Source organism: Streptomyces cathayae (assembly GCF_029760955.1).
GTDB lineage: Bacteria > Actinomycetota > Actinomycetes > Streptomycetales > Streptomycetaceae > Streptomyces > Streptomyces cathayae.
Window position 1 is genome coordinate 5,788,506 of the sequence record NZ_CP121682.1, and the last position, 24,917, is coordinate 5,813,422.

At 72.1% G+C, this 24,917-nt stretch carries 25 protein-coding genes; 7 read left to right on the plus strand and 18 right to left on the minus strand.

From position 1 onward, the window contains the following. Positions 1 to 64 precede the first annotated feature (64 nt). Entirely contained in the window at positions 65 to 187 is a 123-nt protein-coding gene (locus PYS65_RS26400) for a hypothetical protein (protein ID WP_279336426.1), read from the minus strand. Positions 188 to 344: 157 nt separating this feature from the next. Between PYS65_RS26400 and tnpA the strand changes: the two genes are divergently transcribed. Both tnpA and PYS65_RS26410 read left to right on the plus strand, forming a co-directional pair. Next, the gene (gene tnpA, locus PYS65_RS26405) at positions 345 to 779 is read left to right on the plus strand and encodes an IS200/IS605 family transposase (protein ID WP_387040521.1); all 435 of its coding nucleotides are present in this window, start codon (positions 345 to 347) and stop codon (positions 777 to 779) included. After that, complete coding sequence (locus tag PYS65_RS26410) at positions 776 to 1,984, plus strand: RNA-guided endonuclease InsQ/TnpB family protein (protein ID WP_279336427.1); 1,209 nt, start codon at positions 776 to 778, stop codon at positions 1,982 to 1,984. Before tnpA ends, PYS65_RS26410 begins: the two co-directional genes overlap by 4 nt. A 275-nt stretch (positions 1,985 to 2,259) precedes the next feature. On the opposite strand, the gene PYS65_RS26415 is transcribed toward PYS65_RS26410, so the two are convergent. Next, on the minus strand, positions 2,260 to 2,955 hold the full coding sequence (locus tag PYS65_RS26415; protein WP_279336428.1) for an RlpA-like double-psi beta-barrel domain-containing protein: 696 nt from the start codon (positions 2,953 to 2,955) through the stop codon (positions 2,260 to 2,262). 123 nt (positions 2,956 to 3,078) lie between these two features. Next, positions 3,079 to 3,453, minus strand: a complete 375-nt coding sequence (locus tag PYS65_RS26420; protein WP_279336429.1) for an arsenate reductase family protein — start codon at positions 3,451 to 3,453, stop codon at positions 3,079 to 3,081. Between the two features lie 240 nt (positions 3,454 to 3,693). Here PYS65_RS26420 and PYS65_RS26425 point away from each other — a divergent pair, with 240 nt between their 5' ends. Beyond that, positions 3,694 to 4,008 (plus strand): hypothetical protein, encoded by a 315-nt coding sequence (locus PYS65_RS26425; RefSeq protein WP_279336430.1) that lies wholly within the window; start codon positions 3,694 to 3,696, stop codon positions 4,006 to 4,008. Here PYS65_RS26425 and PYS65_RS26430 read toward each other — a convergent pair. From PYS65_RS26430 to glnA, 3 genes are all read right to left on the minus strand, one after another. Then, entirely contained in the window at positions 4,005 to 5,465 is a 1,461-nt protein-coding gene (locus PYS65_RS26430; RefSeq protein ID WP_279336431.1) for a hypothetical protein, read from the minus strand. The two genes, PYS65_RS26425 and PYS65_RS26430, sit on opposite strands and share 4 nt — an antisense overlap. Before the next feature lie 28 nt (positions 5,466 to 5,493). Continuing rightward, on the minus strand, positions 5,494 to 5,781 hold the full coding sequence (locus PYS65_RS26435; protein ID WP_279336432.1) for an SCO2583/SCO2584 N-terminal domain-containing protein: 288 nt from the start codon (positions 5,779 to 5,781) through the stop codon (positions 5,494 to 5,496). 154 nt (positions 5,782 to 5,935) lie between these two features. Continuing rightward, on the minus strand, positions 5,936 to 7,345 hold the full coding sequence (gene glnA, locus PYS65_RS26440) for a type I glutamate--ammonia ligase (protein WP_279336433.1): 1,410 nt from the start codon (positions 7,343 to 7,345) through the stop codon (positions 5,936 to 5,938). A 281-nt stretch (positions 7,346 to 7,626) separates the two neighbouring features. On the opposite strand from glnA, the gene PYS65_RS26445 reads away from it, so the two are divergent. Further along, positions 7,627 to 8,097 (plus strand): RDD family protein, encoded by a 471-nt coding sequence (locus PYS65_RS26445; RefSeq protein ID WP_279336434.1) that lies wholly within the window; start codon positions 7,627 to 7,629, stop codon positions 8,095 to 8,097. Between the two features lie 490 nt (positions 8,098 to 8,587). Here the strand turns inward: PYS65_RS26445 and PYS65_RS26450 are convergent, their stop codons facing one another. The 4 genes from PYS65_RS26450 to lipB all read right to left on the minus strand — a co-directional run bounded on the left by PYS65_RS26450 (position 8,588) and on the right by lipB (position 11,794). Then, positions 8,588 to 9,292: a DUF4191 domain-containing protein gene (locus PYS65_RS26450; RefSeq protein WP_279336435.1), complete on the minus strand. Its 705-nt coding sequence runs from the start codon at positions 9,290 to 9,292 to the stop codon at positions 8,588 to 8,590. A gap of 100 nt (positions 9,293 to 9,392) precedes the next feature. Further along, entirely contained in the window at positions 9,393 to 9,596 is a 204-nt protein-coding gene (locus PYS65_RS26455; RefSeq protein ID WP_279336436.1) for an SCO2195 family GlnR-regulated protein, read from the minus strand. Between the two features lie 307 nt (positions 9,597 to 9,903). Beyond that, positions 9,904 to 10,869 carry a lipoyl synthase gene (lipA, locus tag PYS65_RS26460; RefSeq protein ID WP_279336437.1) on the minus strand — a complete coding sequence of 322 codons (966 nt, stop codon included), beginning with the start codon at positions 10,867 to 10,869 and terminating at the stop codon, positions 9,904 to 9,906. Positions 10,870 to 10,996: 127 nt separating this feature from the next. After that, a complete protein-coding gene (gene lipB / locus PYS65_RS26465) occupies positions 10,997 to 11,794 on the minus strand; it encodes a lipoyl(octanoyl) transferase LipB (protein WP_279336438.1) in 798 nt (265 codons plus the stop codon). A 351-nt stretch (positions 11,795 to 12,145) separates the two neighbouring features. Between lipB and PYS65_RS26470 the strand changes: the two genes are divergently transcribed. Then, on the plus strand, positions 12,146 to 13,609 hold the full coding sequence (locus tag PYS65_RS26470; RefSeq protein ID WP_279336439.1) for an NsdA family TPR-like regulatory protein: 1,464 nt from the start codon (positions 12,146 to 12,148) through the stop codon (positions 13,607 to 13,609). A gap of 270 nt (positions 13,610 to 13,879) precedes the next feature. On the opposite strand, the gene PYS65_RS26475 is transcribed toward PYS65_RS26470, so the two are convergent. Next, positions 13,880 to 15,274, minus strand: a complete 1,395-nt coding sequence (locus tag PYS65_RS26475; RefSeq protein WP_279336440.1) for an NAD(P)/FAD-dependent oxidoreductase — start codon at positions 15,272 to 15,274, stop codon at positions 13,880 to 13,882. 272 nt (positions 15,275 to 15,546) lie between these two features. Continuing rightward, positions 15,547 to 16,500 (minus strand): TIGR01777 family oxidoreductase, encoded by a 954-nt coding sequence (locus PYS65_RS26480; RefSeq protein WP_279336441.1) that lies wholly within the window; start codon positions 16,498 to 16,500, stop codon positions 15,547 to 15,549. 70 nt (positions 16,501 to 16,570) lie between these two features. Between PYS65_RS26480 and PYS65_RS26485 the strand changes: the two genes are divergently transcribed. Beyond that, complete coding sequence (locus tag PYS65_RS26485; protein WP_279336442.1) at positions 16,571 to 17,062, plus strand: GNAT family N-acetyltransferase; 492 nt, start codon at positions 16,571 to 16,573, stop codon at positions 17,060 to 17,062. A gap of 25 nt (positions 17,063 to 17,087) precedes the next feature. On the opposite strand, the gene PYS65_RS26490 is transcribed toward PYS65_RS26485, so the two are convergent. Next, on the minus strand, positions 17,088 to 18,272 hold the full coding sequence (locus tag PYS65_RS26490) for a MarP family serine protease (protein ID WP_279336443.1): 1,185 nt from the start codon (positions 18,270 to 18,272) through the stop codon (positions 17,088 to 17,090). Positions 18,273 to 18,574: 302 nt separating this feature from the next. Between PYS65_RS26490 and PYS65_RS26495 the strand changes: the two genes are divergently transcribed. Further along, the gene (locus PYS65_RS26495; protein WP_387039942.1) at positions 18,575 to 19,432 is read left to right on the plus strand and encodes a peptidoglycan recognition protein family protein; all 858 of its coding nucleotides are present in this window, start codon (positions 18,575 to 18,577) and stop codon (positions 19,430 to 19,432) included. 20 nt (positions 19,433 to 19,452) lie between these two features. On the opposite strand, the gene PYS65_RS26500 is transcribed toward PYS65_RS26495, so the two are convergent. The 5 genes from PYS65_RS26500 to PYS65_RS26520 all read right to left on the minus strand — a co-directional run bounded on the left by PYS65_RS26500 (position 19,453) and on the right by PYS65_RS26520 (position 24,900). Next, positions 19,453 to 19,971: a DUF4240 domain-containing protein gene (locus PYS65_RS26500; RefSeq protein ID WP_279338087.1), complete on the minus strand. Its 519-nt coding sequence runs from the start codon at positions 19,969 to 19,971 to the stop codon at positions 19,453 to 19,455. A gap of 60 nt (positions 19,972 to 20,031) precedes the next feature. Further along, complete coding sequence (locus PYS65_RS26505; RefSeq protein WP_279336445.1) at positions 20,032 to 21,102, minus strand: helix-turn-helix transcriptional regulator; 1,071 nt, start codon at positions 21,100 to 21,102, stop codon at positions 20,032 to 20,034. A 73-nt stretch (positions 21,103 to 21,175) separates the two neighbouring features. After that, positions 21,176 to 23,878 (minus strand): pyruvate dehydrogenase (acetyl-transferring), homodimeric type, encoded by a 2,703-nt coding sequence (aceE, locus tag PYS65_RS26510; RefSeq protein ID WP_279336446.1) that lies wholly within the window; start codon positions 23,876 to 23,878, stop codon positions 21,176 to 21,178. A gap of 349 nt (positions 23,879 to 24,227) precedes the next feature. After that, positions 24,228 to 24,617 (minus strand): hypothetical protein, encoded by a 390-nt coding sequence (locus tag PYS65_RS26515; protein ID WP_279336447.1) that lies wholly within the window; start codon positions 24,615 to 24,617, stop codon positions 24,228 to 24,230. A gap of 151 nt (positions 24,618 to 24,768) precedes the next feature. Beyond that, the gene (locus tag PYS65_RS26520; RefSeq protein ID WP_279336448.1) at positions 24,769 to 24,900 is read right to left on the minus strand and encodes a hypothetical protein; all 132 of its coding nucleotides are present in this window, start codon (positions 24,898 to 24,900) and stop codon (positions 24,769 to 24,771) included. Positions 24,901 to 24,917: the final 17 nt, after the last annotated feature.

A 24,917-nucleotide genomic window follows, 5' to 3' on the forward strand; every position in this document is an offset into this window, starting at 1 on the left:
TTCGTGGTCGGGCCGGTCGAGGACGTACGCGGTTCGCGCCGGCGGAAGGCCGGGAGGTACGGCGTCAGAGGGCCGGCGCGGTCGTCGCGCGGCAACACTCGCGGTCGAAGTCGTCGTGCTGACGGGAGGGCCAGAAGGGCTCGAGGTCCTGACGACCTGTCGCGATGAGCTTCCGGGAACCGTCCATGCCCCCATTATGACCTAGCCAGGGGGCGCTCCGCCTTAGCGGGGTGGGGAATGGCTTGTCTGGGCTGCTCCGATCTCAACTGGGTGCAGAAATCAGCATTGTTCGCCTGTACCGTTTTTCTGCCGCACTAGACCTGTCGCGTGTGTATAGTTGTTAAGTGGCCGTGACCAGGAAGGTTCGCCGATTCTCCGGCGGCGTGTACGACCTCGGGCTCCACGTGGTGTGGTGTCCGAAGTACCGCCGTCCGGTCCTGGACGGCCGGGTCGCGGAACGCCTGGACGAGCTGATCCGGGCCAAGGCGGACGAGCGCGACTGGGAGATCATCGCTCTTGAGGTGGTGCCCGACCGCGTACACCTGTTCGTCAAGCACGATGCGAAGTCGTCCGCCTCATACGTAGCCAACCAGTTCAAGGGCTTCACTTCCCGCGTGCTGCGTGAGGAGTTCCCGCACCTGAGGTCGCGGATGCCCACGCTGTGGTCGTCGTCGTACTTCGCAGCCTCGGTAGGCGCGGTATCGGCGGCGACAGTGGCGAGGTACATCGACACCCAGTGGGAACGCCCCCAAAAGAAGCGGGAGGGGGACGGCTCGTGATCCGCGCGTACAAGTTCCTCCTGCGGCCCACGGCCCGTCAGACGGTCGCGCTGGGCGAGATGCTGCGAGATCACTGCTCGCTGTACAACGGGGCCATCCAGGAGCGCCGGGACGCCTACCGGCACACGTCGAAGACGACCGTGCGCTACGGCGACCAGTCCGCGCAGCTCAAGGACATCCGGGCGTTCGACCCCGAGCGCCAGGGCCGCTGGTCGTTCTCCTCCCAGCAGGCCACCCTGCGCCGCCTGGACAAGGCGTTCGCCGCGTTCTTCCAGCGTGTCAAGGCAGGCCAGACACCCGGATACCCCAGGTTCAAGGGCGTCGGGCACTTCGACACCGTGACCTTCCCGAAAGACGGCGACGGCTGCCGATGGGACTCCACCCCGCACGATGCGCAGACCCGCGTCCGCCTCCAGGGCGTCGGCCACGTCCGCGTGCACCAGCACCGTCCCGTCAAGGGCCGGGTCAAGACGATCAGCATCAAGCGGGAAGGAAGGCGCTGGTACGTCGTCCTCTCCTGCGACCAGGTGCCCGCTGAGTCGCTGCCCGCCACGGGCAGCATCATCGGCATCGACATGGGCGTCGAGCACTTCCTGACCACGTCCGACGGCGTGCACATCGCCAGCCCGCGCTTCCTCGGAGCGGTGGCAGACGACCTGGCCGAGGCGCAGCGGCACCTGGCGAGGTTCCCCCAGCGGACCCGCCGACGCACCAAGAAGCACCGGGCCGCCGCCCGGAGGGTCGCCCGGATCCACGCGAAGATCCGCCGGCAGCGCCTGGACCACGCGTACAAGACCGCGCTCGCCCTCGTGGGCGACCACGATGTGATTGCCCACGAGCGGCTCAACACAGCGGGCATGACCCGCGCGCCCAAGCCCAAGCCCGATCCGGAAACCCCCGGCGCGTTTCTGCCCAACGGGTCCGCCGCCAAGGCCGGTCTGAACCGCAGCATCCTCGACGCGGGTTGGGGGGTGTTCCTCGTGATCCTCGCCCACAAGGCTGAAAGCGCCGGTCGGACCGTCATCGCCGTGGACCCCCGCAACACCTCCCGCACCTGCCCCGACTGCGGGCACGTTGCGAAGGAGAACCGCGCCACCCAAGCGAAGTTCGAATGCACGGTGTGCGGGTTCGCAGCGAACGCGGACCACGTCGGCGCGACGAACGTCCTCAACAGGGCCGGGCTGGCCCTCTGCGACGTGGCCTAGCCACGACCGCAGGAAGCCCGCGCGTTTCGCGTGAGTGGAGTCACTGAAGCAGACCGAGGCCCCCAGCAGGAGCCCCGGTTCACCACGTGGACCGTGTGGTGCGGGCTTCTCGCTCCTCCCCGGACGCAGGGAGCCCTCCCCCGCTCTCGACGGCGGTCGAGCGGGGAAGGGCTCCCGTCACACCCCGGGGCGGCGACCCGGGTCGGGGCGGTACCGTGGCACGCCCCGACCCCCGAACTGGGTCCGCGCCCCGGAGGGCTTGTGGTGACCCGGGGTCAGCCCACCTTCTCGATGAGCGCCCGGCGGATCAGGAACTTGCCGGGCTCCCGGACCTGCTCGAAGGCCGCGTCGTTGAGCAGGGCGCAACTGCCGGACACCCCGGTGACCTCCACCGTCGTGGACTTGTTGTTGTCCAGGTTGGTGACCTTCAGCTTGGTCCCGGCCGGGAACTGGTTGCTGGACGCCGCCGGGGCGCCGGCCTCACCGGAGAGGGTGACCGTGGAGCCGTTGCACACCTGCTCGCCGGAGGCCGCCGCGCCGCCGCCCGGGTTCTGCGCGGCGTCGTCGCCACCGCCGGCCTGCTCGCCGCCGGCCTGCTCACCGGGGGCGGGCTGGGCGGGCTGCTCGGGCTGCGCCGGCTGGGAGTCCTGAGCCGACTCCCCCACCGTGCACCCGGACGCCCGCTGCTTGAGCTCGATCTCCGCGATGACCGCTTCGCGGTTGGCGATCCGCGCCTCGGACTGCGCGTCGGGATCGGCCCGTTGGCCCTCGATGAACTTCTGGTTGTTGCCGAGCGCCGTGGCGAGACCCTGGCAGACCGTCGAGTCGGCCGCCGACTTGGTGGTGGGGGCCGCCGTCTGGGAGGCGTTCGACGTGGTCGCCATGACGAAGGCACCGCCACCGGCCACCGTCGCGGCGCTCAGCAGCAACGCGAGCTTCTTCTTGGGGCCGAGAGTTCTCCTGCGCGACATGCGCGCCTCCTGAAGCGGGTAGGGGAACGTACGCCGCTATGTACGAGGTGCCGAACGAAGTTACTCAGCGGTCCGGCAGCCTCCTCCAGGTGGCCTGCGTCACACGCCGCTTGCTCTCGGGTGTCAGGCGTCAGGCGTCCGACGGGACAGGGCGTCCCGTACCGCCTCCTCGCTGCGGGCCACGACCGCCGTGCCGTCCTCGGCCGTGATGATCGGGCGCTGGATCAGCCGGGGGTGCTCGGCGAGCGCCGCGATCCAGCGCTCCCGTGAGCCGGCGTCCCGCGGCCATTCCTTGAGCCCGAGTTCCCCGGCGGCCGCCTCCCCGGTGCGGGTGATGTCCCACGGCTCCAGGCCCAGCCGCTCCAGCACCTCACGGATCTCGCCCTGACTCGGCACGTCCTCCAGATAGCGGCGGACGGTGTAGTCGGCACCCTCGGCGTCCAGCAGGGTGAGGGCGCTGCGGCACTTGGAACAGGCCGGATTGATCCAGATCTCCATGCCGCTCACCGTACGCCCCTCCGCTTCCGCCCCTCCGCTGTTCGAATTCCCCATCGCCTCGGGGGCACCTTCCGAACCAGGCGTTCCGCAGCTGGAACACCTCCTCCACCTGGGTGTTCGTCGACCTTCCCAGGACCCCCGGATGTCAGTGCCGGGCAGTAAACTGGAGGCAGTGTTCGAGGGTGTTGCCGGGATCGGCGTGGATCTCGGTGGGCACCCTGACCGCGACAGGAGGATGCCGTGCCCGCTGCCGCACTGAAGCCGAAGCCCCTGCCCACCCAGTCCACCGCGAAGCGTCCCGTCCTGCTCGAAACGCCCTGCGCGCCCGTCGCGAAGCGGCCGCTGCCGCCGGGCCGCCCGCGGGAGTGGTACGTCACGCACAACCGCCGGCTCAAGGCGATGCGTCTCGCCATCGCCCTGCTCGACTCCGGCGTCTACCTGCCCGACCAGGCATCCGACGAGACGATACGCGGCACGGCGGAACTGATCGGCATACACCCGCCGTCCCGCACGACCTGCCACATGGTCCGCTCCCTCATGCGCCACAACCGCTAGCCGCCAGGACCGACGGGCGGGGTCTGTCTTCGGGAGGGCAGCCCCGCCTCCCCCATGCGCCGCTTCAGCGCGTCCCCGCTGAACAGATGGCCGGCCCGGTCGAGCAGTTCGCCCACCTCCGGGTCCCCGGGGCGCCTGCCGGCGGTCGGATGCCAGTGCTGCACCGACTGTCCGGCCCACATCCGCAGTGTGTCGTCCGGATCCTCCAGCAGGGCGACCGCCGCCCGCAGCCCGACGACCCCGCCCCGGGCATAGAGCAGCCGGAACGCGGCGACTCGGACATGCCGGGGGTGCCCGATATCGAGGAACCCCATCAGACGGTCGGCGGGGAGCGCGCCGGAGAAGGGAAGCAGGGAGGTGGCCGCTTCCCGCACCACACCGGACGCGGGGTCGTCGAGCAGCGGCAACAACCGCTCCGTGTCGCTCACGTCGAGGATGCGCAGCCCGGCCACCGCCCGGGCCCGTACGCCCGGTGCCGGGTGGGCGAGCAGGGGCCACAGCAGGTCCGCGTCGGCGCGCTGTCCGCACTCCGCCAGGCCGACGGCCGCGCCGGGCGGCATCGCCGGGTCCGCCGGGTCCGCGCACCGTTCGCGGTACCAGGGCAGTGGATCCGTCCCGTGCCGGCGTACGACGTACCGCGCGCAGGCCCGCACGACCGCGGACCGGTCGGCGAGGAACTCCACTGCTCGCTCGGACCGCCCGGCCCGCCTCAGCGCGGTGACGCCGGCCGACCGCGCCCGCGGGTTGCGCGCGCCCAGCAGCGGCTCCAGCACGTCGTCCCAGCCGCCCCGTCCGGAGCCGGTGCTTGCGGCGGCCAGGGCGGCGTCGGCGCAGAGGGCCTGGACGACCGCGTCGTCGTCCCGGGCGGCGTGGCGGGCCAGCTCACCGGGGGAGAGGAGGCCCCCTTCGACGGCCGCCCGGAAGGCGAACCGGCGCAAAAGACGGTCGGGGTGGGTGCGCAGGGGCAGCAGCAGCTCGCGCGGAGCCCGGCGGAGCGCGGCGTCGAGCAGTCCGAGACCGAAGTTCCCGCGCTCGCGGCGGGCGACCCGCAGAACCAGCGGGGCGAGGGAGGCGACCGTCCGGGCACTCACCTCCCCGGCGAGGGCCTCGCCCAGCAGCTGACGGGCCCGTTCGCGCACGGGCCCGGCCCAGTCGGCGGCACGCACGACGAGCAGGGGCAGCAGTGCGGGGTGCTCCGCGACCCCGGCCAGCGCACGCTCACGTATCCGCCCGTCGGGATGGCACAACGCCAGAGCCAGCCACGACTCTTCCGGCAGTTCCAGGGCCAGCGCATCCGGCAGTGGCGCGGGCCGGTACCACGCCGACGCGCGCACACCCTCGTCCAGCGAGATCCAGGCACTCCCACTCGGGTCGGCGATGTCCAGCACCTCACCGAGGGCGGCCCCCCGGGCCAGGCGCACCGCCGCCGTCTCCCCGCCGATGACGGCCTTGTTCATGCCGTGCATCCCGTGCATCCCGTGCTGATCAGTACGGGCGGAAGTTGATGTAACCAAGGAAAACGATCACTGCGGCGACGCAGCCGAGGACCACGGCCGTGGACACCCAGGACGACGAGCCCCGGGGCGACGCTCCTCGGAGCGACGACCGCCGGGAGCCCCGGTGCTCCGGCTCGCCGCGGAACGGGACCGGGCCAGGCGGGTCGTCCTTCCAGCGCGCGGCGAGCATCCGGGCACGGGCCGAGGGCTCCTTGTGCTCGGCCCCGTCCGCCCACTTGATGTCGAACTCGCGCTCCTCGTCGTCCCTTTCGGGCATCCCCGTGAACCTCTCTCGAACAGCAGTGTCAGTTTCCCATCATCCCTCTCCGAGCCCGCCGAGGAAAGCACGTTCCGGACATGCGGGACGCCCCTGCTCCCGGAAGCACGGAAACAGGGGCGCCGAACGGCTGTGACGCGTGCGCGTCAGTGCATCACACGTCGAAGTACAGTTCGAACTCGTGCGGGTGCGGGCGGAGGGCCAGGGGGGCGATCTCGGTGGTGCGCTTCAGGTCGATCCAGGTCTCGATCAGGTCGGACGTGAAGACGTCGCCCTGGAGGAGGAACTCGTGGTCGGCCTCGAGGCGGTCGAGGACGGCGGTGAGGGAGGTCGGGACCTGGGCCACGTTGGCGTGCTCCTCGGGAGCCAGCTCGTAGAGGTCCTTGTCGATCGGCTCGGCCGGCTCGATCTTGTTCTTGATGCCGTCCAGGCCCGCGAGCAGCAGGGCCGAGAACGCCAGGTAGGGGTTGCCGGAGGCGTCCGGGGCGCGGAACTCGACGCGCTTGGCCTTCGGGTTCGAGCCGGTGATCGGGATACGCATCGCGGCGGAACGGTTGCGCTGCGAGTACACCAGGTTCACCGGGGCCTCGAAGCCCGGCACCAGGCGGTGGTACGAGTTCACCGTCGGGTTGGTGAAGGCGAGCAGCGACGGGGCGTGCCTGAGGATGCCGCCGATGTAGTAGCGGGCCATGTCCGACAGGCCGGCGTAGCCCTGCTCGTCGTAGAACAGCGGTTCGCCACCCGCCCACAGCGACTGGTGGACGTGCATGCCCGAGCCGTTGTCACCGAAGATCGGCTTCGGCATGAAGGTCGCGGTCTTGCCGTTGCGCCAGGCGACGTTCTTCACGATGTACTTGAAGAGCTGCAGGTCGTCGGCGGCGGCGAGCAGGGTGTTGAACTTGTAGTTGATCTCGGCCTGGCCGGCGGTGCCCACCTCGTGGTGCTGGCGCTCGACCTTCAGGCCGGACCGGGCCAGCTCCAGCGAGATCTCGGCGCGCAGGTCGGCGAAGTGGTCGACCGGCGGGACCGGGAAGTAGCCGCCCTTGTAGCGGACCTTGTAACCGCGGTTGTCCTCCAGCGCGCCGGTGTTCCAGGCGCCCGCCTCGGAGTCGATGTGGTAGAAGGACTCGTTCTCGGACGTCTTGAAGCGCACGCTGTCGAAGACGTAGAACTCGGCCTCGGGGCCGAAGAACGCGGTGTCCGCGATGCCGGTGGAGGCCAGGTACGCCTCGGCCTTCCGGGCCACGTTGCGCGGGTCGCGGGAGTACTGCTCGCCCGTGATCGGGTCGTGGATGAAGAAGTTGATGTTCAGCGTCTTGTCGCGGCGGAACGCGTCGAGCCTCGCGGTCGAGAGGTCCGCGCGCAGCGACATGTCGGACTCGTGGATGGCCTGGAAACCACGGATCGAGGATCCGTCGAAGGCCAGCTCCTCATCCGGGTCGAACGCTTCGGCGGGCACCGTGACGTGCTGCATCACACCCGGGAGGTCGCAGAAGCGGACGTCGATGAACTTGACGTCCTCGTCCGCGATGTACTTCTTGGCCTCGTCGGCGTTCTGGAACATCCAGCTCCTCCTACTCCCGACCGTCCCGCCGGGGTGGTAGATCGTTCGTGCGGCCGGTGCAGGTGGCCCGCGCTGTGGTCGACCCTAGGGACGGGGCATTTCTCCGGCGTGACCCATTTGTTTCGCACAAGTTAACCGGCACATCCCTCACGGTAGTCCGGACAGGCGCCGCCGTCGCGCCCTGTCCCGCACCTCGTCCCGCGCCTCGTCCCGCGCCCGGACGGCCTCCGGTCCGTACCCCGCTGTCCCCCGGCCGTATTCGGGCGCAGTACCGTGTAGGGGTGGACAACAGGCAGGTAATCGGTTCGTGGCTCTCCGGGCCGCGCGCGGCCCTGGAAGAGGCCGGCGCCGACTTCGGATACCGGGGTGAGCAGCTCGGGCTGCCGGAGACCGGGCCGGGCTCCATCGCCCGCCCGGGCCGGAGGCTGGGCGCCCTGGCCGTCGACTGGGGCCTGTGCGCGCTGGTCGCCTCCGGCCTGATCACCAACGGCTTCAACGGGCAGACGACCAGCAACTGGACGCTGCTGGTGTTCTTCGTGCTGAGCGTTCTCACCGTCGGCACGGTCGGGTTCACTCCCGGCAAGCGTCTGTTCGGCCTGCGCGTCGTCGCCGTGGACAGCGGCCGGGTGCAGCCGCTGCGCGGCCTGGTCCGCTCCGCGCTGCTCTGCCTCGCGATCCCCGCCCTGGTCTGGGACGGCGACGGCCGCGGCCTGCACGACCGACTGGCCCGCACGGTCGAGGTCCGGATCTGAGCCGGACCCGAAGGGTTCGAGGGGTAGGTAACTGCTCGCCGGGGAGTGCGCACGGGGTCGCGTTAGCTCGATCGTGTGATGGTTCGTTCGTGAGCTTGTGGTGTCCTGGGCCGACTGGGCTAGCGTGAGCGTGCGATCTGGGACGCCGGGTGTGGCGTCAGCGTGCGGGGCCCCTGCTCCACCGGAGTGATGGTTCGGGGCCTCCCCGTCGCCTCTGGCCACACCCATATGGCCAGGTCGTGAGGGAACCGGCCTCCCGGGCCCGGACCACGCACAGGATGCGTGTCGCCGCCCCGGGGTCGAGTACGCCGGGGACCAGTGCGCCCAAGACCGTTCGGGGCGTGCGACCGAGTGGGCTCGCTCCTGCTCAGTCTTCAGGAACGGTTCGGAGGGACGGCGACGGCAGAACGACGGACAGGACCGCCGTACATGAGGAGGGGCGCCCGGAAGCATTCCGGGTGCCCCTCCTCATGCACCGTGTACGACGTCCTCAGCGGGACTTCGGGCCACCGCCCTTCGGGAGCTTCATGCCCTTGGGCATGGGGCCCTTCGGGATCGGCATGTTGCTCATCAGGTCGCCCAGCGCGCGCAGCCGGTCGTTGGTCGCGGTGACCTGCGGGCCGGTGAGGACACGGGGCAGCTTGAGCATGGTCGTGCGCAGCTTCTTCAGCTCGACCTGGCCCTCGCCCGTGCCCACGATCATGTCGTGCACCGGGACGTCCGCGACGATGCGGTACATCCGCTTCTTCTCGGCGGCGAGCAGGCTCTTCACCCGGTTCGGGTTGCCCTCGGCGATCAGCACGATGCCGGCCTTGCCGACCGCGCGGTGCACCACGTCCTGGTTGCGGTTCATCGCGACCGCGGGAGTCGTCGACCAGCCCCGGCCGACGTTGTCCAGCACGGCCGCGGCGGCGCCCGGCTGTCCCTCCATCTGTCCGAAGGCCGCCCGCTCGGCCCTGCGCCCGAACACGATCGCCGTCGCGAGGAAGGCGAGCAGGAAGCCCAGGATGCCGAGATAAACGGGGTGACCGATCAGGAAGCCGATCGCGAGGAAGACACCGAAGGTGACGATCCCGATAGCCGCGAGTACAAGGCCGATCTTCTTGTCGACCCTGCGGGTCATCTTGTAAGTCAGAGCGATCTGTTTCAGTCGCCCGGGGTTCGCAGCGTCCGCTGCGGTTTCCTTCCTCGCCATGCCACGAAGTCTACGTGTCCCCGGAAGCGAGGACGACGGCAGTGCCTCCGGAGGATCGGAGACCTCGGAGACCTCGGGGGGGACCGGAGGGATCGGAGACTCAGAGACCGGTGACGGTCGGGGACTGGTCGAGTACGCGCTCCGCCTCCACCCGGTCCTTGGCGCGGCGGCGGTCCTCCAGGACGGAGGTCCAGGCGTTGCGACGGGCGGTGCGCTGGCCGCTGCTCATCAGCAGCGACTCGACGGCGCGCAGCGCGGTGCCGAAGGACGGGATGGCGGTGGCGCGGACCGGCGCGGCCTGCATCGTGGAGGTCCTCCTTCGAAGCGTCTTCGGGTGCGGGTGCGACTGCGAGTACGACAGTGGGCGCGGCTGTGAGCGCGGGTGCACGTGCCGTGATTCCAGGGTCACTGATTGGTGTTACCAGGACGTGACCCCCCGGTCAAACGCACATGAAGCCCCGGTTCGCGCCCTGCGGACGCCGACGCGGTCCCGGCGTACGCCCTCATCTGCGAGGACGGCCGGGACCGCGTCGTCTCGGCCATTACTGGCCGGTAGTTTCTTGTGCGTGAGTTCACACGCGTGCCGTACGGCACGCGGCGGGAACGCCGGGTCAGACGGCCTGGGCGGCGATGTACGTACCGCGCTTCTCGACCGCCATCCGGTAGAGGCGGCCGGCCCGGTACGAGGAGCGGACCAGCGGGCCGGACATCACACCGGAGAAGCCGATCTGCTCGGCCTCCTCCTTCAGCTCCACGAACTCGTGCGGCTTCACCCAGCGCTCGACGGGGTGGTGCCGCACCGACGGGCGCAGGTACTGCGTGATGGTGACCAGCTCGCAGCCGGCGTCGTGCAGCTGCCGGAGCGCGTCGCTGATCTCCTCGCGGGTCTCGCCCATGCCGAGGATCAGGTTCGACTTGGTGACCAGTCCGTAGTCCCGGGCGGCGGTGATGACCTTCAGGGAGCGGTCGTAGCGGAAGCCGGGGCGGATCCGCTTGAAGATGCGGGGCACCGTCTCGACGTTGTGCGCGAACACCTCGGGGCGGGAGGAGAAGACCTCCTCCAGCTGCTCGGGGACCGCGTTGAAGTCGGGGGCCAGCAGCTCGACCTTGGTGCGGCCGTCCGCGCGTTCGGCGGTCTGCGCGTGGATCTGGCGCACGGTCTCGGCGTACAGCCAGGCGCCGCCGTCCTCCAGGTCGTCGCGGGCGACGCCGGTGATGGTGGCGTAGTTCAGGTCCATGGTGACCACGGACTCGCCCACGCGGCGCGGCTCGTCACGGTCGAGCGCCTCGGGCTTGCCGGTGTCGATCTGGCAGAAGTCACAGCGCCGGGTGCACTGGTCGCCGCCGATGAGGAAGGTCGCCTCGCGGTCCTCCCAGCACTCGTAGATGTTCGGGCAGCCGGCTTCCTGGCAGACCGTGTGCAGGCCCTCGCTCTTGACGAGGTTCTGCATCTTCGTGTACTCGGGCCCCATTTTCGCCCGGGTCTTGATCCACTCGGGCTTGCGCTCGATCGGGGTCTGGCTGTTGCGGACCTCCAGGCGCAGCATCTTGCGTCCGTCCGGTGCGACTGCGGACACGTCGGCTCCCTAGCTTCGATTCTTCGGCGTACACCAGGGTACGCCCGTGTTTGACGGGCCTGACGGTCAGGCCAACCTCCGAGACCCGGGGCCCATTCCCGCCGCGGCGGGAACGGCGACCGCCGGGTCAGGCGGTGGCGCGGGCGGTCTCCCGCGGCTTGAGGTCGGCGTGCTCCAGGATGTCGCGCAGATGCCGCTCCACCACGGGGAGCACCTCCTCGATCGTGATGTCGCGGCCCAGTTCGCTCGCGAGGGAGGCGACGCCCGCGTCGCGGATGCCGCAGGGGATGATCCGGTCGAACCACTTGTTGTCGGGCTGCACGTTGAGCGAGAAGCCGTGCATCGTGACGCCCTTGGCCACCCGGATGCCGATCGCGGCGAGCTTGCGGTCCTCGCGCCGCTGACCGGCGTTGGAGGGGGCGTACTGGGGGCCGTTCAGCCGCGGGTCGAACTCCTCGTCGTGCAGGCGGGGGTCGAAGTCCAGGGAGAGCCCGCCGAGCGCCGGGCGCTGCTCGACCGGGTCGCCGAGCACCCACACACCGCTGCGTCCCTCGATGCGGGTGGTCTCCACACCGAACTCCGCGCAGGTGCGGATCAGGGCCTCCTCCAGGCGCCGGACGTGGGCGACCACGTCCACCGGGCGGGGCAGCTTCTGGATCGGGTAGCCCACCAGCTGGCCGGGACCGTGCCAGGTGATCTTGCCACCGCGGTCCACGTCGATGACCGGGGTGCCGTCGAGGGGGCGCTCACTGTCCTGGGTGCGCCGGCCGGCCGTGTAGACCGGGGGGTGCTCCAGCAGGATGACGGTGTCGGGCGCCTCGTCGGCGAACCGTGCCGCGTGCACCCGGCGCTGCTCGTCCCAGGCCACCTGGTAGTCGACGGCCTCGGCCCCGAAGCCCATTCGGACGAACCGCAACTCACTCACGGCGAGTGCCTCCCGGAAGGTAGTAAGGCAGAACAAGGGTGGAACGCGGTAAGGCACGAAAGGTGCCCAAGCCACTGTACGACCGTACGACCGGCTTTCCTTTCGGCGGCGGTTCCGGGGAGGTCCCCGGGGGGCGGCTCCGGTGGTAGTTCCGGCGCGCGTCCGGCGCCCGTGCCGACTGCTGTCCGTCAGCCTCGGGGGAAATTCTCACACGATCGGATGAATGCGGATCGAAATATGCCACCAGGCGTTTACTCTCCGCTACATTCGCGCCGTCCAGAAGGCCATCAGGGCTGCTCACAGGTGATCCGGGCATCAACGTTCGCCGGAAGGCAGGAGACCGCACCACAGATGACGGAACGACCCGCGCAGCGCACGCCCAACCGTCAGCTCGCCGCGCTCATCGCAGAAGCGGGGTTCTCCAACGCGGGACTGGCCCGCCGCGTGGACCAGCTCGGTCTCGAGCACGGGCTCGACCTGAGATACGACAAGACCTCCGTCACCCGCTGGCTGCGCGGGCAGCAGCCCAGGGGGACCACACCCGCGCTGATCGCCGAGGTCTTCACCCGGCGCCTCGGCCGCCGGCTCACCGCCCAGGACCTCGGCCTGGACGCCTGCGCCCCCGTCTACGCGGGCCTGGAGTTCGCCGCCTCCCCGGAGGAGGCCGTCGACATCGTCAGCGGGCTGTGGCGCAAGGACTCCGGCAGCCACGCCGAGCTGCGCAAGATCGCCTTCACCTCGGCCGGGCTCGTCGTGCCCAGCCGGGACTGGCTCATCGGCCGCGCCGACGAGAAGGTGGCCCGCCTCGAGCCGCCGGTCCGCGTCCCCGCCCAGGCCCGCCCGGTCGGCCGCCCGACCACCGGGCTGCCCGAGTTCGGCACCCGCCGCCGGACGGCCGAGCGCGGCCCCGGCCAGCGGGTCACCGGCGGCGACATCGCCGCGCTGCGCTCGGTCGGCGAGCTGTTCCGCACCCTCGACGACGCCTACGGCGGCGGCCACGCCCGCCAGGCCCTGGTGCGCTACCTGGAGCACGAGTGCGAGCCGATACTGCGCGGCACCTACGGCGAGCAGACCGGCCGCCGCCTGTTCGCCGCCGTCGCCGACCTGACCCGGCTGGCCGGCTGGACGTCGTACGACATCGGCGCGCACGGACTCGCCCAGCGCTACTTCGTGCAGGCGCTCCGCCTCGCACAGGCCGCCGCGGACCGGACCTACGGCGCGTATGTGCTGGTCACCATGAGCCGGCAGGCGGTCTACCTCGGCCACGGGCGGGAGGCGGTGCAGCTCGCGCGAGTGGCCCAGCAGGGCGCGGGCAACTCCGCCCCGCCCGCGGTGCAGGCCCTGCTGCACGCGGTCGAGGCACGCGGGCACGGTGTGCTCGGCGAGGTGCGGGCCTGCACCGCGGCCCTGGTGCGCGCCGAACGCGCCCTGGAGAACGCCCGGCCCGGCGACGAGGTCCCGCACTGGGTGCGGTTCTTCGACGAGGCCCAGCTCGCCGACGAGTTCGGCCACTGCCACCGTGACCTCCAGCAGTTCCGCGCCGCGGCCCAGCACGCGGAGCGCTCGCTGCAGCTGCGCGCCCCCGGCTACGCCCGCAGCCGGCTGTTCTGCCGGGTCGTCCTCGCCACCGCACGCCTCGGCCTCGGCGAACTCGACCAGGCCTGCCTGCTCGCCGCCGAGGCGGCCGGCCAGGCGTCCGAGATGCGCTCGGTACGGGCCGTGGAGTACGTCCGGGACTTCGAACGCAGACTGGAGCCCTACCGCGACACGGCACCGGTACGCGTCTACCGCGACAGGATCGCGGCGTACTGCTGAGTCACGACGGCTGAGTCATCGTGGCCGAACCACCGCGGCTGAACCGCTGCGGTTGAGGCGCCGTGGTTGAACCGCCGTGTTGAGGCGCTGCGGTTGAACTGCCGTGGTTGAGGCGCTGCGGTTGAACCGCCGCGGTCGAACCACCGCGGCTGAGCCGCCGTGGTCGAGGCATCGCGGCCGGACCGGCGTGGTGGTGTGTGGTTGGGGCCACCGCGCCCCTCCGGGAGTGGTCACCGGAGGGGCGCGGGGCGGCTGAGGGGGAGCGGCCGGTCAGGCCGCCCGGACCGTGGTCAGGGGGTCCGCCCTGTGCATCGGACGGCCCGCGCCGAGGTCCGTGAGGATCGCGGCCGAGGCGCGGCGGCCCGAGTGCAGGGCGCCCTGCACGGTGCTGGTGTCCCGGTGGTCGCCGCACACGTACAGACCCGCCAGCAGCCGTACCGGCCGCCGCAGATCGTGCGGCGGCCGCATGGACGGGACGGCGTCGGCGGTGTGATACACCCCGAGCGTCTCCCAGCGAGCCGTCGACGTGCCGTACAGCCGGGCCAGGTGCATGCGCACACCGGTGTCGATCTGGGCGCCGGGCGGGCCCAGGACCGTGGACGAGACCAGCGCGCGGTCGGCCGGGGCCCGGGACGGGTCGACCCGGCTGACCACCGCCGTGTGCGCCACCGGTCCGCCCCGGTCGGCGTCCAGGAGCAGCGAGGCGCCGGTCTCCGGGGGCTCGTCGGTGGCGTGGTGCACCACCGTCACCGGGTGGAAGTCCGGCACCCGCAGTCCCGGCAGCAGCTGGGCCGCGGCCCGCGCGTCCGTCGCGATCAGCACCGCGCGGCAGCGGAACTCGCCGTGCTCGGCGGTGGTCACCGAGGTCGTGGAGACGGAGGTGACCCGGACGCCCGTGTGCACCGTCCCCGGCGGCAGCCCCCGCGCCAGCAGTTCCGGCAGCGCCTCCGCGCCGCCCTCCGGCACACACAGCCGCCCGGCCGCGAAGGCGCGCAGCGCGAGATCCGCGCACCGGCTCGACGTGGTGAGGTCCGGGTCGCACAGCAGGGCGGCGAGCAGCGGACGGAGGAAGCCGTCGACGGTGCGGGCCGGCAGGCCCCGGGCGGTGAGGGCCTCGGCGGCGGTCGATTCGGGCCGGGCCAGCAGCCGTTCCACCGGAGTGCCGGCCAGCCGGGTGAACGCGGAGCCCAGGCGGGCCTGGTCGACGGCCGTACCCAGCGGGGCGCCGGTCCGGCTCCGGGGCGTGGACACCTGCCGCCCGGGAACGGCCGCCGGCCTCCTGGGCACGGCCCCCACCCGGGGGGCGCTCGCAAGGGCGCGCACCGCGTGAAGTGCGCCCCTCGCGCCCCTCGCACCGGTCGGTACGCCGGCCCGGTGGTGGTGTCCGCCGCTGTGCAGCAGGACGCCGGGTGCGAACGGGCGCAGGGCCAGCCCGTCCCGGTCGGCGGCCGGCCGCAGTTCGGGATACGCGGTGGACAGTAACTGCCCGATTCTGTCGAGCCGGAAGCCGTCGACCTTGTCGGTCGCCATCCGGCCGCCCACGGTATGGGCGGCCTCAAGGATCACGGTGGTGACTCCAGCGCTGGTCAGGCGTCGTGCCGCGGAGAGACCGGCGACCCCGGCTCCCACGACGACGACGTCCGCCTGGTACGTGGGCTCAAGCACGTGCCCCTCCTCGAGGTTGCGCGGACGCTGGAGTCGTGATGCCCCCAACAGGCCCCAGGAATACCCGAGTTCTGGTCGAGGTTAGGTCCGTGACGGATCGCCTGGCGTCGCGCACCGCCAGGGGCACGGGCGCACGGCGGTCGCACGCACACGCCGGGCGGCCACCGCACGGCCCCCAGGGGGCGCACCGGCTTCGGCCACCGGCCCTCCACGCCCCCGGCCGCCCGCCCCTCGAGGTGGGAGGGCCGTGGTTCAGGGGTGCTGACGGGGGGTCACAGGGCCGCGCGGATCGCGCCGTCGATCTCCGGGAAGGCGAAACGGAACCCCGACTCCAGCAGCCGGGCCGGCAGCACCCGGGCGCTGCCCAGCACATCCCCGGCCATCTCGCCGAGCACGGTCCGCACCACCGGCGCGGGCACCGCGAACACCGCCGGCCGGTGCAGCACGCGCGCCATCGCCCCGGTGATCTCACGGTTGGTCACCGGATGCGGCGCGGTCAGGTTGAACGGCCCCGACAGCCCGTCGGTGTCGAGGAGATGGCGCAGGGCGGCCACCTCGTCGTGCAGCGCGACGAACGACCAGTACTGGCGCCCGTCGCCCAGCCGCCCGCCCAGCCCGGCCCGGAACAAAGGGAAGAGCCGGGCCCACGCCCCGCCCTCGCGGGCCACCACGAGACCGGTCCGGGCGAACGCCGTCCGCACGCCCGCCTCCCGCGCCGGCGCCGCCGCGGCCTCCCACTCGACGCACAGCTCCGGCAGGAAGCCCGAACCCGCCGGCGCGCTCTCGTCGACGGTCCGCTCACCGGTCTCGCCGTAGTAGCCGATCGCACTGCCGTTGACGAACACCCCGGGCCGTACGTCCGGTGCGAGCCCGGCGAGGGCCTCGGCGAGCGCCGCCGTGCCCCGCACCCGGCCGGCGCGGATCCGCTCCTTGTACGCGGGCGTCCAGCGCCGGTCGCCCACCCCGGCACCGGCGAGATTGACCACGGCGTCGCACCCGGCGAGACCGGTCGCGTCCACGGTGCCGCGCTCCGGGTCCCACCGGACCTCGTCCGCCGCGCGCGGCTCGGCCCGCACCAGGCGCACCACCGTGTGCCCGTCGGCGGTCAGGGACCGTACGAGCGCGCCGCCGATGAGACCGGACGCGCCGGCCACCGCGATGCGGGAAGACCCGGAAGACCGGGAGGATCCGGAGGATGCAGAGGATGCAGAGGAGGCGGAACTCATGCCGCCCATCCTGCCCGCAGCCCGGACGGCACCGCGGGCGCACCGCGCGGGCGGTCGTAAAGTGACCCTCATGCCTGAACCGTCGATACGCGTCGCCCGCCCCGCCGACGAGGGGGAACTGGCTCTGCTGGACCGGGAGACCTGGTCGGTCCTGCACGCCGTCACCCCGCCGCCGCAGCCGCCGTACGACTCCTTCTTCAGCGAGCGGTCCGGCCCCCGCGACCACCTCGTCGCCGAGCACGCGGGCCGCGTCGTCGGCTACGTGCGCCTCGGCTTCCCCACGGAACTGCCCTCGAACGCGCACGTCCAGCAGATCCGCGGCCTCGCCGTCGCCGAAGCGGCCCGTGGCGCGGGCGTGGGCCGGGCCCTGGTGCGGGCGGCCGTCCGGGAGGCCCGGGAGCGCGGCGCGCGCCGCATCACCCTGCGCGTCCTCGGCCACAACTCCGCCGCCCGCGCCCTCTACGCGTCCGAGGGCTTCGTCGTCGAGGGCGTCCAGCCGGAGGAGTTCTGCCTCGACGGCACCTACGTCGACGACGTGCTGATGGGGCGGTCCCTGCGCTGACCTCCGGCCCCGCCCGGGCGTGGTCCTACGACGTCGTCGGGTCGCCCGTGTCCACCGGCGCCGTGGCGTTCGCCGCGCGCCGCGCCTCGTCGGCGACCTCGTCCGCCGTCAGGACGTAGCCGGTCTCCGTGTCCGAGGTGGAACGGGCGAACACCACGCCGTACACCCGGCCGTCGGTGGTCAGCAGCGGGCCGCCGGAGTTGCCGGGGCGCACGAGGGAACGGATCGAGTAGATCTCGCGGACGACCGCCCGGTCGCCGTAGATGTTCTGGCCCTTCGCCTGCACCCGGCCCGCGACCGTCGCCGCCCGCAGGTCCAGATCGCCGTCCTGCGGATAGCCCGCGACGACCGCCGGGTCGCCGCGGCCGGCGTCGTCGTCGAACGGGAGGACGGGAGCCCGCAGTTCGGGGACGTACAGCACGGCCACGTCCTTCTGCGGGTCGAACAGCACCACCCGGGCCTCGTACGCCCGCCCGACGCCGCCGACCCGCACGGTCGGCCGGTCGATCCCGGCCACCACATGGGCGTTGGTCATCACGCGCTCCGTCGCGTACACGAAGCCGCTGCCCTCGCGGCCCTGGAGGCCCGCGACGCCCTCGACCTTCACCGTGCTCCGCTGGGCGGCCCGGGTGGCGGCCGCGGTGACACTGTCGCCGGAGGGCTCGGCGACCTCGGCGGTCGACTCGTTCTCGAACGGGTTGAAGACCTGTGGGAAGCCCGCCTCGGTCAGCTCCGAGGTGGCCCGCGAGAACCAGGCCGGCGTGGTGTCCGGCATCACCTCGTTGACCGCGCCGAGCAGCCGCGAGTCGCGGATCGCGGAGGTGACCAGCGGGGACGAGGAGGCGCCCAGCACGGACGCGACCACCCAGGCCACGATCAGCACGGCCACCGAGTTGGCCGCGGCGCCGCCGATCCCGTCCGCCACCCGCAGCGGCCCCCGGTCCAGCTCCCGCCGCAACCGCAGCGCCAGCCGGCCGGCCAGCTCGTGGCCCACCGCGGCCGGCAGCAGCACCGTGAACACGGCCGTCACCGTCGCCGTGGTCGTTCCCGGGTCCACCGAACCCAGCACCCAGGGCAGAATCCACACGCCGACGACCGCACCGCCCACGAAACCGGCCAGCGAGACACAGCCGGCCAGCAGGCCGCGCCGGTAGCCGGACGCCGCGTAGGCCAGGACGAACAGCAGCAGCAGAAGGTCGAGCAGGTCCACGCACACCGCCTTTCTCTCGGGCCCCCTCATACATACGTGCATACGTGGGGGAGGGGCCCAGTGATCAGCCACGCGCGCGGGACCGTCGACCACACGGAAGCGGTCACGCGCGTGCACTCGGAAGAACGCGGCGGACCAGGGAGATGGTTCCACCGGTCGGCACAGCACACGTCGCGGGCGGGGTGGATCCGGCCGACAGTGAAACCATGCGTGTCCTCAGGAGGCCGAGGGGAGCATGGCGGCGCCCTGCTTCCCGGATGTCCCACGCCCCGGGCCTCACGGGCCTGCCCAGAGGCGTCAAGGTGCTGCTCGGCTGTCTGCCGGGCATCGCCGCGGCCGTCGCGCTGGTGCTGTGCGCGTACGGCGTCGAACGGGCCGCGGAGACCTCGGCCGTCCCCGCCCCCAGCCGCGAGGCGGCCGCGTACACGGCGCCCAGGCCGCCCATCGTGTCCAGAGCGGCCTGGACGGCCGGCACCACCCACGAGCAGCCGCCCCCGCGCTACGACGACGAGGTCGTCGCCGTCTTCATCCACCACACCGACTCGCCCAACGACTACGACTGCGCCGAGGCCCCGGCCGGCATCCGCAACGTCTACGAGGGCCAGACCGCCGGCCGGGACTGGGACGACATCGGCTACAACTTCGTCGTCGACCGCTGCGGGACCATCTACGAGGGCCGCGCGGGCGGGACCGGCCGGCCCGTCACCGGTGCTCACACCCAGGGCTTCAACCACCGCACCGCGGGGATCGCCGCCCTCGGCACCTTCACCGCCGGGGTGCCGGTGCCGCCCGCGATGGAGCGCGCGATCGCGGAGCTGGCCGCCTGGAAGCTCGGCCTGTCCGGCACCGACCCGCGCTCCGACGTCCGGCTGGTCTCCAGCAACGGCGCCAGCCGGTACGCGGCGGGCAGCACGGCCGTGCTGCCCGCCCTCGCGGGCCACAGCGACGGCTACATGACCAGCTGCCCGGGCGCCGCCCTGCAGGCCCGCCTTCCGGCGATCAGGCAACGGGCCGCGGAACTGCAGGGCCGCCGGCCGGGCGCCCGGCCGCAGGAGGACAGCCGGATCGCGGGGTCCTCCGGGCAACGGGACGAGGGACGGCGCGGGCAACAGGGAGGGGAACAGCAGGGGGAGCAGAGCGGGGAGCAGCACGGAGAATAGCGCGGGGAGCAGCACGGGGGTCAGGACCGGAACCGTTCCCAGAGCCGGGGGTAGCGTTCGGCGAGCCGGGAATCGTTCTCGAAGTCGACCGGAGTGCCCTCGGGTTCCGCGGGGGCCGGCGGGAGGTCCAGGTCGGGCGCCACCGTGCCGGTGAGCTGCTCGTACGCCTCGTCCGCCGCGTAGCCGAGGTCCTCGGCGTCGCCGTCGACCTCCTCGTCGAACTCCTTCAGCAGGCCGGCCAGGGCGTCCGGATCGTGCAGCGCGCCCTCGAAGACCTCACGGCCCTGGCCGATCAGCCAGCACCGGAAGAAGTCGAAGGCGTCGTCGCTCGCCCCGTCCAGCAGCACCCAGGCGGCGCCCCACAGGTCCCAGCGGTAGGCGCGGTGATAGCGGGACTCGAAGTGCCGGGAGAAGTCCAGGACCGACTCCGGGTCCAGCCGCGCGAGCCGTTCCACCAGCAGGTCGGCCTGCTCCTCCGGGTCGCCCCCGGCGTCCTCGCGGGCGGTGTCGACCAGCTCCCAGAACTCCGTCTCGTCCATCACGCGTCAAGCATCGGCCCTGGGACCGGGGGGCGCACCCCGGAGTGTCACCCGGATCGCTCAGGGGCGGGGGACAGGGCCGGGGCCGGTGCCGGCGTCGGGGGCGCCCCTTTCGTACAGCCGGGCCAGCCGTACGGCCTGGGCGGCGAACCGCTCCCGCAACGACGCGGGCGCCAGCACCTCCACCTCGGGCCCCAGCGCCGTCAGCTGGGTGTGGGCGACCTCCTCGGACTCCACCGGCAGGGTCACCGTCACCCACCCGTCGCCGTCCCCTCCGCGCTCCCCGGCCGCCTCGGCCAGTGCCTCCCGTGCGGCCGCCGCGGCCGACGCCTCCACGGAGTGCGGCAGTACGCGCACCCCCTCGGGCGACAGCCGCACCACCACCTGGGTCCGCAGGATCGAGCGGGCGAACTGCTCCGCCCGCTCCTCCCAGAACGCGGGCAGCTCGAACTCCCGGTCGCGTTCGAAGCGTGCGGGGCGCGCCGGGTCGACCGGGCCGACCGGTTCCACCGCGGTGAACCGGTCGACGCGGTACACCCGGAACGTCTCGTGCCCCGGCACCCGCGCGCACAGGTACCAGACGCCCGCCTTGAGCACGAGCCCGTAGGGCTCCAGCTCCCGCACGACCTCCCGCCGGTGCTCCCCCGCCCCGCGCAGATAGCGGGCGGTGACCCGGCGGTCGTCCCACACCGCGTCCGCCACGGCCGGCAGCAGCTCGGGCGTCACCGGTTCACGGAACCAGCCCGGGGCGTCCAGATGGAAGCGTTGCGCGGCCGTCTGCGACGCGTCCCGCAGGGAGGGCAGCAGCGCCGCCGACACCTTCAGCCGGGCCGCGGAGGCCGCGTCCTCGAGGCCCATCTCCCGCAGTGCCCCCGGCACCCCGGACAGGAACAGCGCCTCCGCCTCGCCCCGGGCCAGCCCGGTCAGCCGGGTGCGGTAACCGCCGACCAGCCGGTAGCCCCCGGCCCGCCCCCGGTCCGCGTACACCGGCACCCCGGCCTCGGACAGCGCCTGCGCGTCCCGGGTGACCGTCCGCTCCGACACCTCCAGCTCCCGCGCGAGTTCGGCGGCGGTCATGGACGGCCGGGACTGGAGCAGCAGAACCATCTTGATCAGCCGGGCAGCGCGCATACGGCCCATCATGCAGCAGGAGGCCCCCGCCGCAGCGGGGGCCTCCTGCCTCACATCGATGACGTCCGGGTGCCTACAGGCCGTACTTCTCGCGCGCTTCCTTCACGGCCGTCACCTGCACCTCGCCGCGCCGGGCGAGCTGCGCCAGGGCCGCGACGACGATGGACTCGGCGTCGACACCGAAGTGGCGGCGGGCCGCCTCGCGGGTCTCCGACAGGCCGAAACCGTCGGTGCCCAGCGAGGTGTAGTCCTGCTCGACCCACTGCGCGATCTGGTCGGGAACCTGGCGCATGTAGTCCGAGACCGCCAGCACCGGACCCTCGGCGCCCTGGAGCGCCTGCCGGACGAACGGCACCCGCTCCTCGCCGCGCAGCAGCGCCTCGTCCGCCTCCAGGGCGTCCCGGCGCAGCTCGGTCCACGACGTCGCCGACCACACGTCGGCCGCCACGCCCCACTCCTCGGCGAGCAACTGCTGCGCCTTCAGCGCCCAGTGGATCGCCGTACCGGAGCCGAGCAGCTGGATCCGCGGGGCGTTGACGGGCGCCGTCAGCCCCGCCGACTCCGCCGTGTTGAAGCGGTACAGGCCCTTGAGGATGCCCTCGTCGACCCCGGCACCGGCCGGCTTGGCGGGCTGCCGCAGCGGCTCGTTGTAGACCGTCAGGTAGTAGAAGACGTCCTGGTCCTCGTCCGGGGCGGCCGCGCCGTACATCCGGCGCAGACCCTCCTTGACGATGGCGGCGATCTCGTAGGCGAACGCCGGGTCGTACGTCAGCGCGGCCGGGTTGGTCGCGGCGATGACCGGGGAGTGGCCGTCGGCGTGCTGGAGGCCCTCACCGGTGAGCGTGGTGCGGCCGGCGGTGGCGCCGACGAGGAAGCCGCGGCCGAGCTGGTCGCCGAGCTGCCACATCTGGTCGGCCGTGCGCTGCCAGCCGAACATCGAGTAGTAGATGTAGAACGGGATCACCGGCTCGCCGTGCGTCGCGTACGACGTCGAGGCGGCGATGAACTCGGCCATGGAACCGGCCTCGGTGATCCCCTCGTTGAGGATCTGGCCGTTCTTGGCCTCCTTGTAGTACATCAGCTGGTCGCGGTCGACCGGCTCGTACGTCTGGCCCTTGGGCGAGTAGATGCCGAGCGACGGGAAGAGCGACTCCATGCCGAAGGTGCGCGCCTCGTCGGGGACGATCGGCACCCAGCGCCTGCCGGTCTCCTTGTCGCGGACCAGGTCCTTGACCAGGCGGACGAACGCCATGGTGGTCGCCACGTTCTGCGAGCCCGACCCCTTGTCGAAGGCGCTGAACGCCTTGTCGGCCGGGGCCGGCAGCGGTGCGACGGGGTGGACGCGGCGGGCCGGGGCCGGACCGCCGAGAGCGGCGCGGCGCTCCTGGAGGTAGCGGACCTCGGGGGAGTCGGCACCCGGGTGGCCGTAGGGGACCTCGCCGTCGACGAAGTCGCTGTCCCTGATGGGCAGGCCGAGACGGTCGCGCATCGCCTTGAACTCGTCCACCGACAGCTTCTTCATCTGGTGGTTGGCGTTCTTCGACGCGAAGCCCTCGCCGAGGGTGTGGCCCTTGACGGTCTGGGCCAGGATCACGGTCGGCGCGCCCTTGTGGGCGAGCGCGGCACGGTAGGCGGCGTAGACCTTGCGGGGCTCGTGGCCGCCGCGCGAGAGGTGGAAGCACTCGAGGATCTTGTCGTCGCTCAGCAGCTTCGCCATCTCGACGAGCGCCGGGTCCTTGCCGAAGAAGTCCTCGCGGATGTAGGCCGCGTCGCGGGTCTGGTACGTCTGGACCTGTGCGTCGGGCACCTCGCGCAGGCGGCGGACGAGCGCGCCGGTGGTGTCCAGCTGGAGCAGCTCGTCCCAGGCGGTGCCCCACAGGCTCTTGACCACGTTCCAGCCGGAGCCGCGGAACAGGGCCTCCAGCTCCTGCACGATCTTGAAGTTGGCGCGGACCGGACCGTCGAGGCGCTGCAGGTTGCAGTTGATGACGAAGGTCAGGTTGTCCAGGCCCTCGCGGGAGGCGAGCGTCAGGGCGGCGGTGGACTCCGGCTCGTCCATCTCGCCGTCGCCGAGGAACGCCCACACGTGGGAGTTCGTCAGGTCCTTGATGCCGCGGCTGGTCAGATAGCGGTTGAACCGCGCCTGGTAGACCGCGGAGATCGGGCCGAGGCCCATCGACACCGTGGGGAACTCCCACAGCCAGGGCAGACGCCGCGGGTGCGGGTACGAGGGGAGGCCGTCGCCGCCCGCCTCACGGCGGAAGTTGTCCAGGTGCCGCTCGCCGAGCCGGCCGTCGAGGAAGGCGCGGGCGTAGATGCCGGGGGAGGCGTGGCCCTGGATGTAGAGCTGGTCGCCGGAGCCGTCGGCCTCCTTGCCGCGGAAGAAGTGGTTGAAGCCCGTCTCGTAGAGCCAGGCCGCGGAGGCGAAGGTGGCGATGTGGCCGCCGACGCCGTACTTGCTGCCGCGGGTCACCATCGCGGCCGCGTTCCAGCGGTTCCACGCGGTGATGCGGGACTCCATCGCCTCGTCGCCGTCCACCGCGGGCTCGGCGGAGGTGGGGATGGTGTTGATGTGGTCGGTCTCGAGGAGCTTCGGCAGTGCGACGCCGGCCTCCTCGGCGCGCTCCAGCGTACGGCGCATCAGGTACGCGGCACGGTGCGGCCCTGCGGCCTTGGTGACGGCGTCGAGGGAGGCCCGCCACTCGGCGGTCTCCTCGGGGTCGCGGTCCGGGAGCTGATCCAGCTCGCTCGGCTGGATGGCCTTGGAGTCGGTCATGTCGCCGCCTTCCTCAGTCGAAGGGGGTTCCCTCATCGGTAAGGGTTCGGGGGTGCCCTTGGTCTATGGCAGGACAGGGCTGGGGCTCTGGTGGAGACCCCGCTGGCGACAATAACCCGCTGATCGATGATCGATCAAAGGTAGTGGGCCGAAAAAGTCTCGATATCAAGAAATTGGCATCCTGTGCCGGGGAATCAGGCACGCGGTGCCGCGTTTTGCCTGCTCATCCGAGGGGTGGACGGTCGGTCCGAGCGAGGTGCGGGCCGGCCCGGACGCGCTGAACGCGGGTGGGGCCGAGCGCCCTGGGCTCATCCCGGCGTTCGGCCCCGTCGAGGTCCGGGTGGGACCGTCATGCGGTCGCCTGCTGCGGTGGCGCCGCGGTCTCCGTCCGCTCGGTGTGTCCGTGTCCCTGGTGCTGCCGTGCCGCCTGCTCGCGGGTGATCACCTCGGTGGCGGCGCCGACGGCGACCGCGACCGGCCAGCCGATGGCTCCGGCGACGGTCATGCCGCCGAGGATGCCGTAGAGGGCCAGCTTGCGGGGCGAGGGGAGCAGGGAAGTGGCCTTGGGCGCGGGTACGGCCCTGCGGGCGTGGGAGAACTTGTCCCCCGGGGTCACGTAGGGGATCGGAATCCGGGCGGTGCGCAGGTGCAGCAGCTTGCCGTCCGTCCGCTTCTCCTCCGGGTGTTCCGCCGGGGCCTGCTGTTGCGGTGGCTGGGTCTGTGCTTCTGGGGAAGTCATCTCCGTCCTCTCCTGCCGTGAGGCGTGAGTGGCGAGGGGTCCTCCTGCCCGCGTTCCATCAATGCACGCGAATAAACCCGTCCGAACGGACAATCCGGGCAAGCTGGTTCGGGTGATGCGGTTCGGGTGATGCGGTTCGGGAGGGGGCCGCTCAGGCGTGTGCGGCCGCCGGGTGCCCGCCCGCGCCGAAGGCCTTCCAGAACTGGACGGCCAGCCGGACCACTGCGGCCTCGAGCAGGGCGACCGCCACCTGGGTCAGGATCGTGGTGAGGATGTGCGGCATGGTCCGCCGCCTTTCGT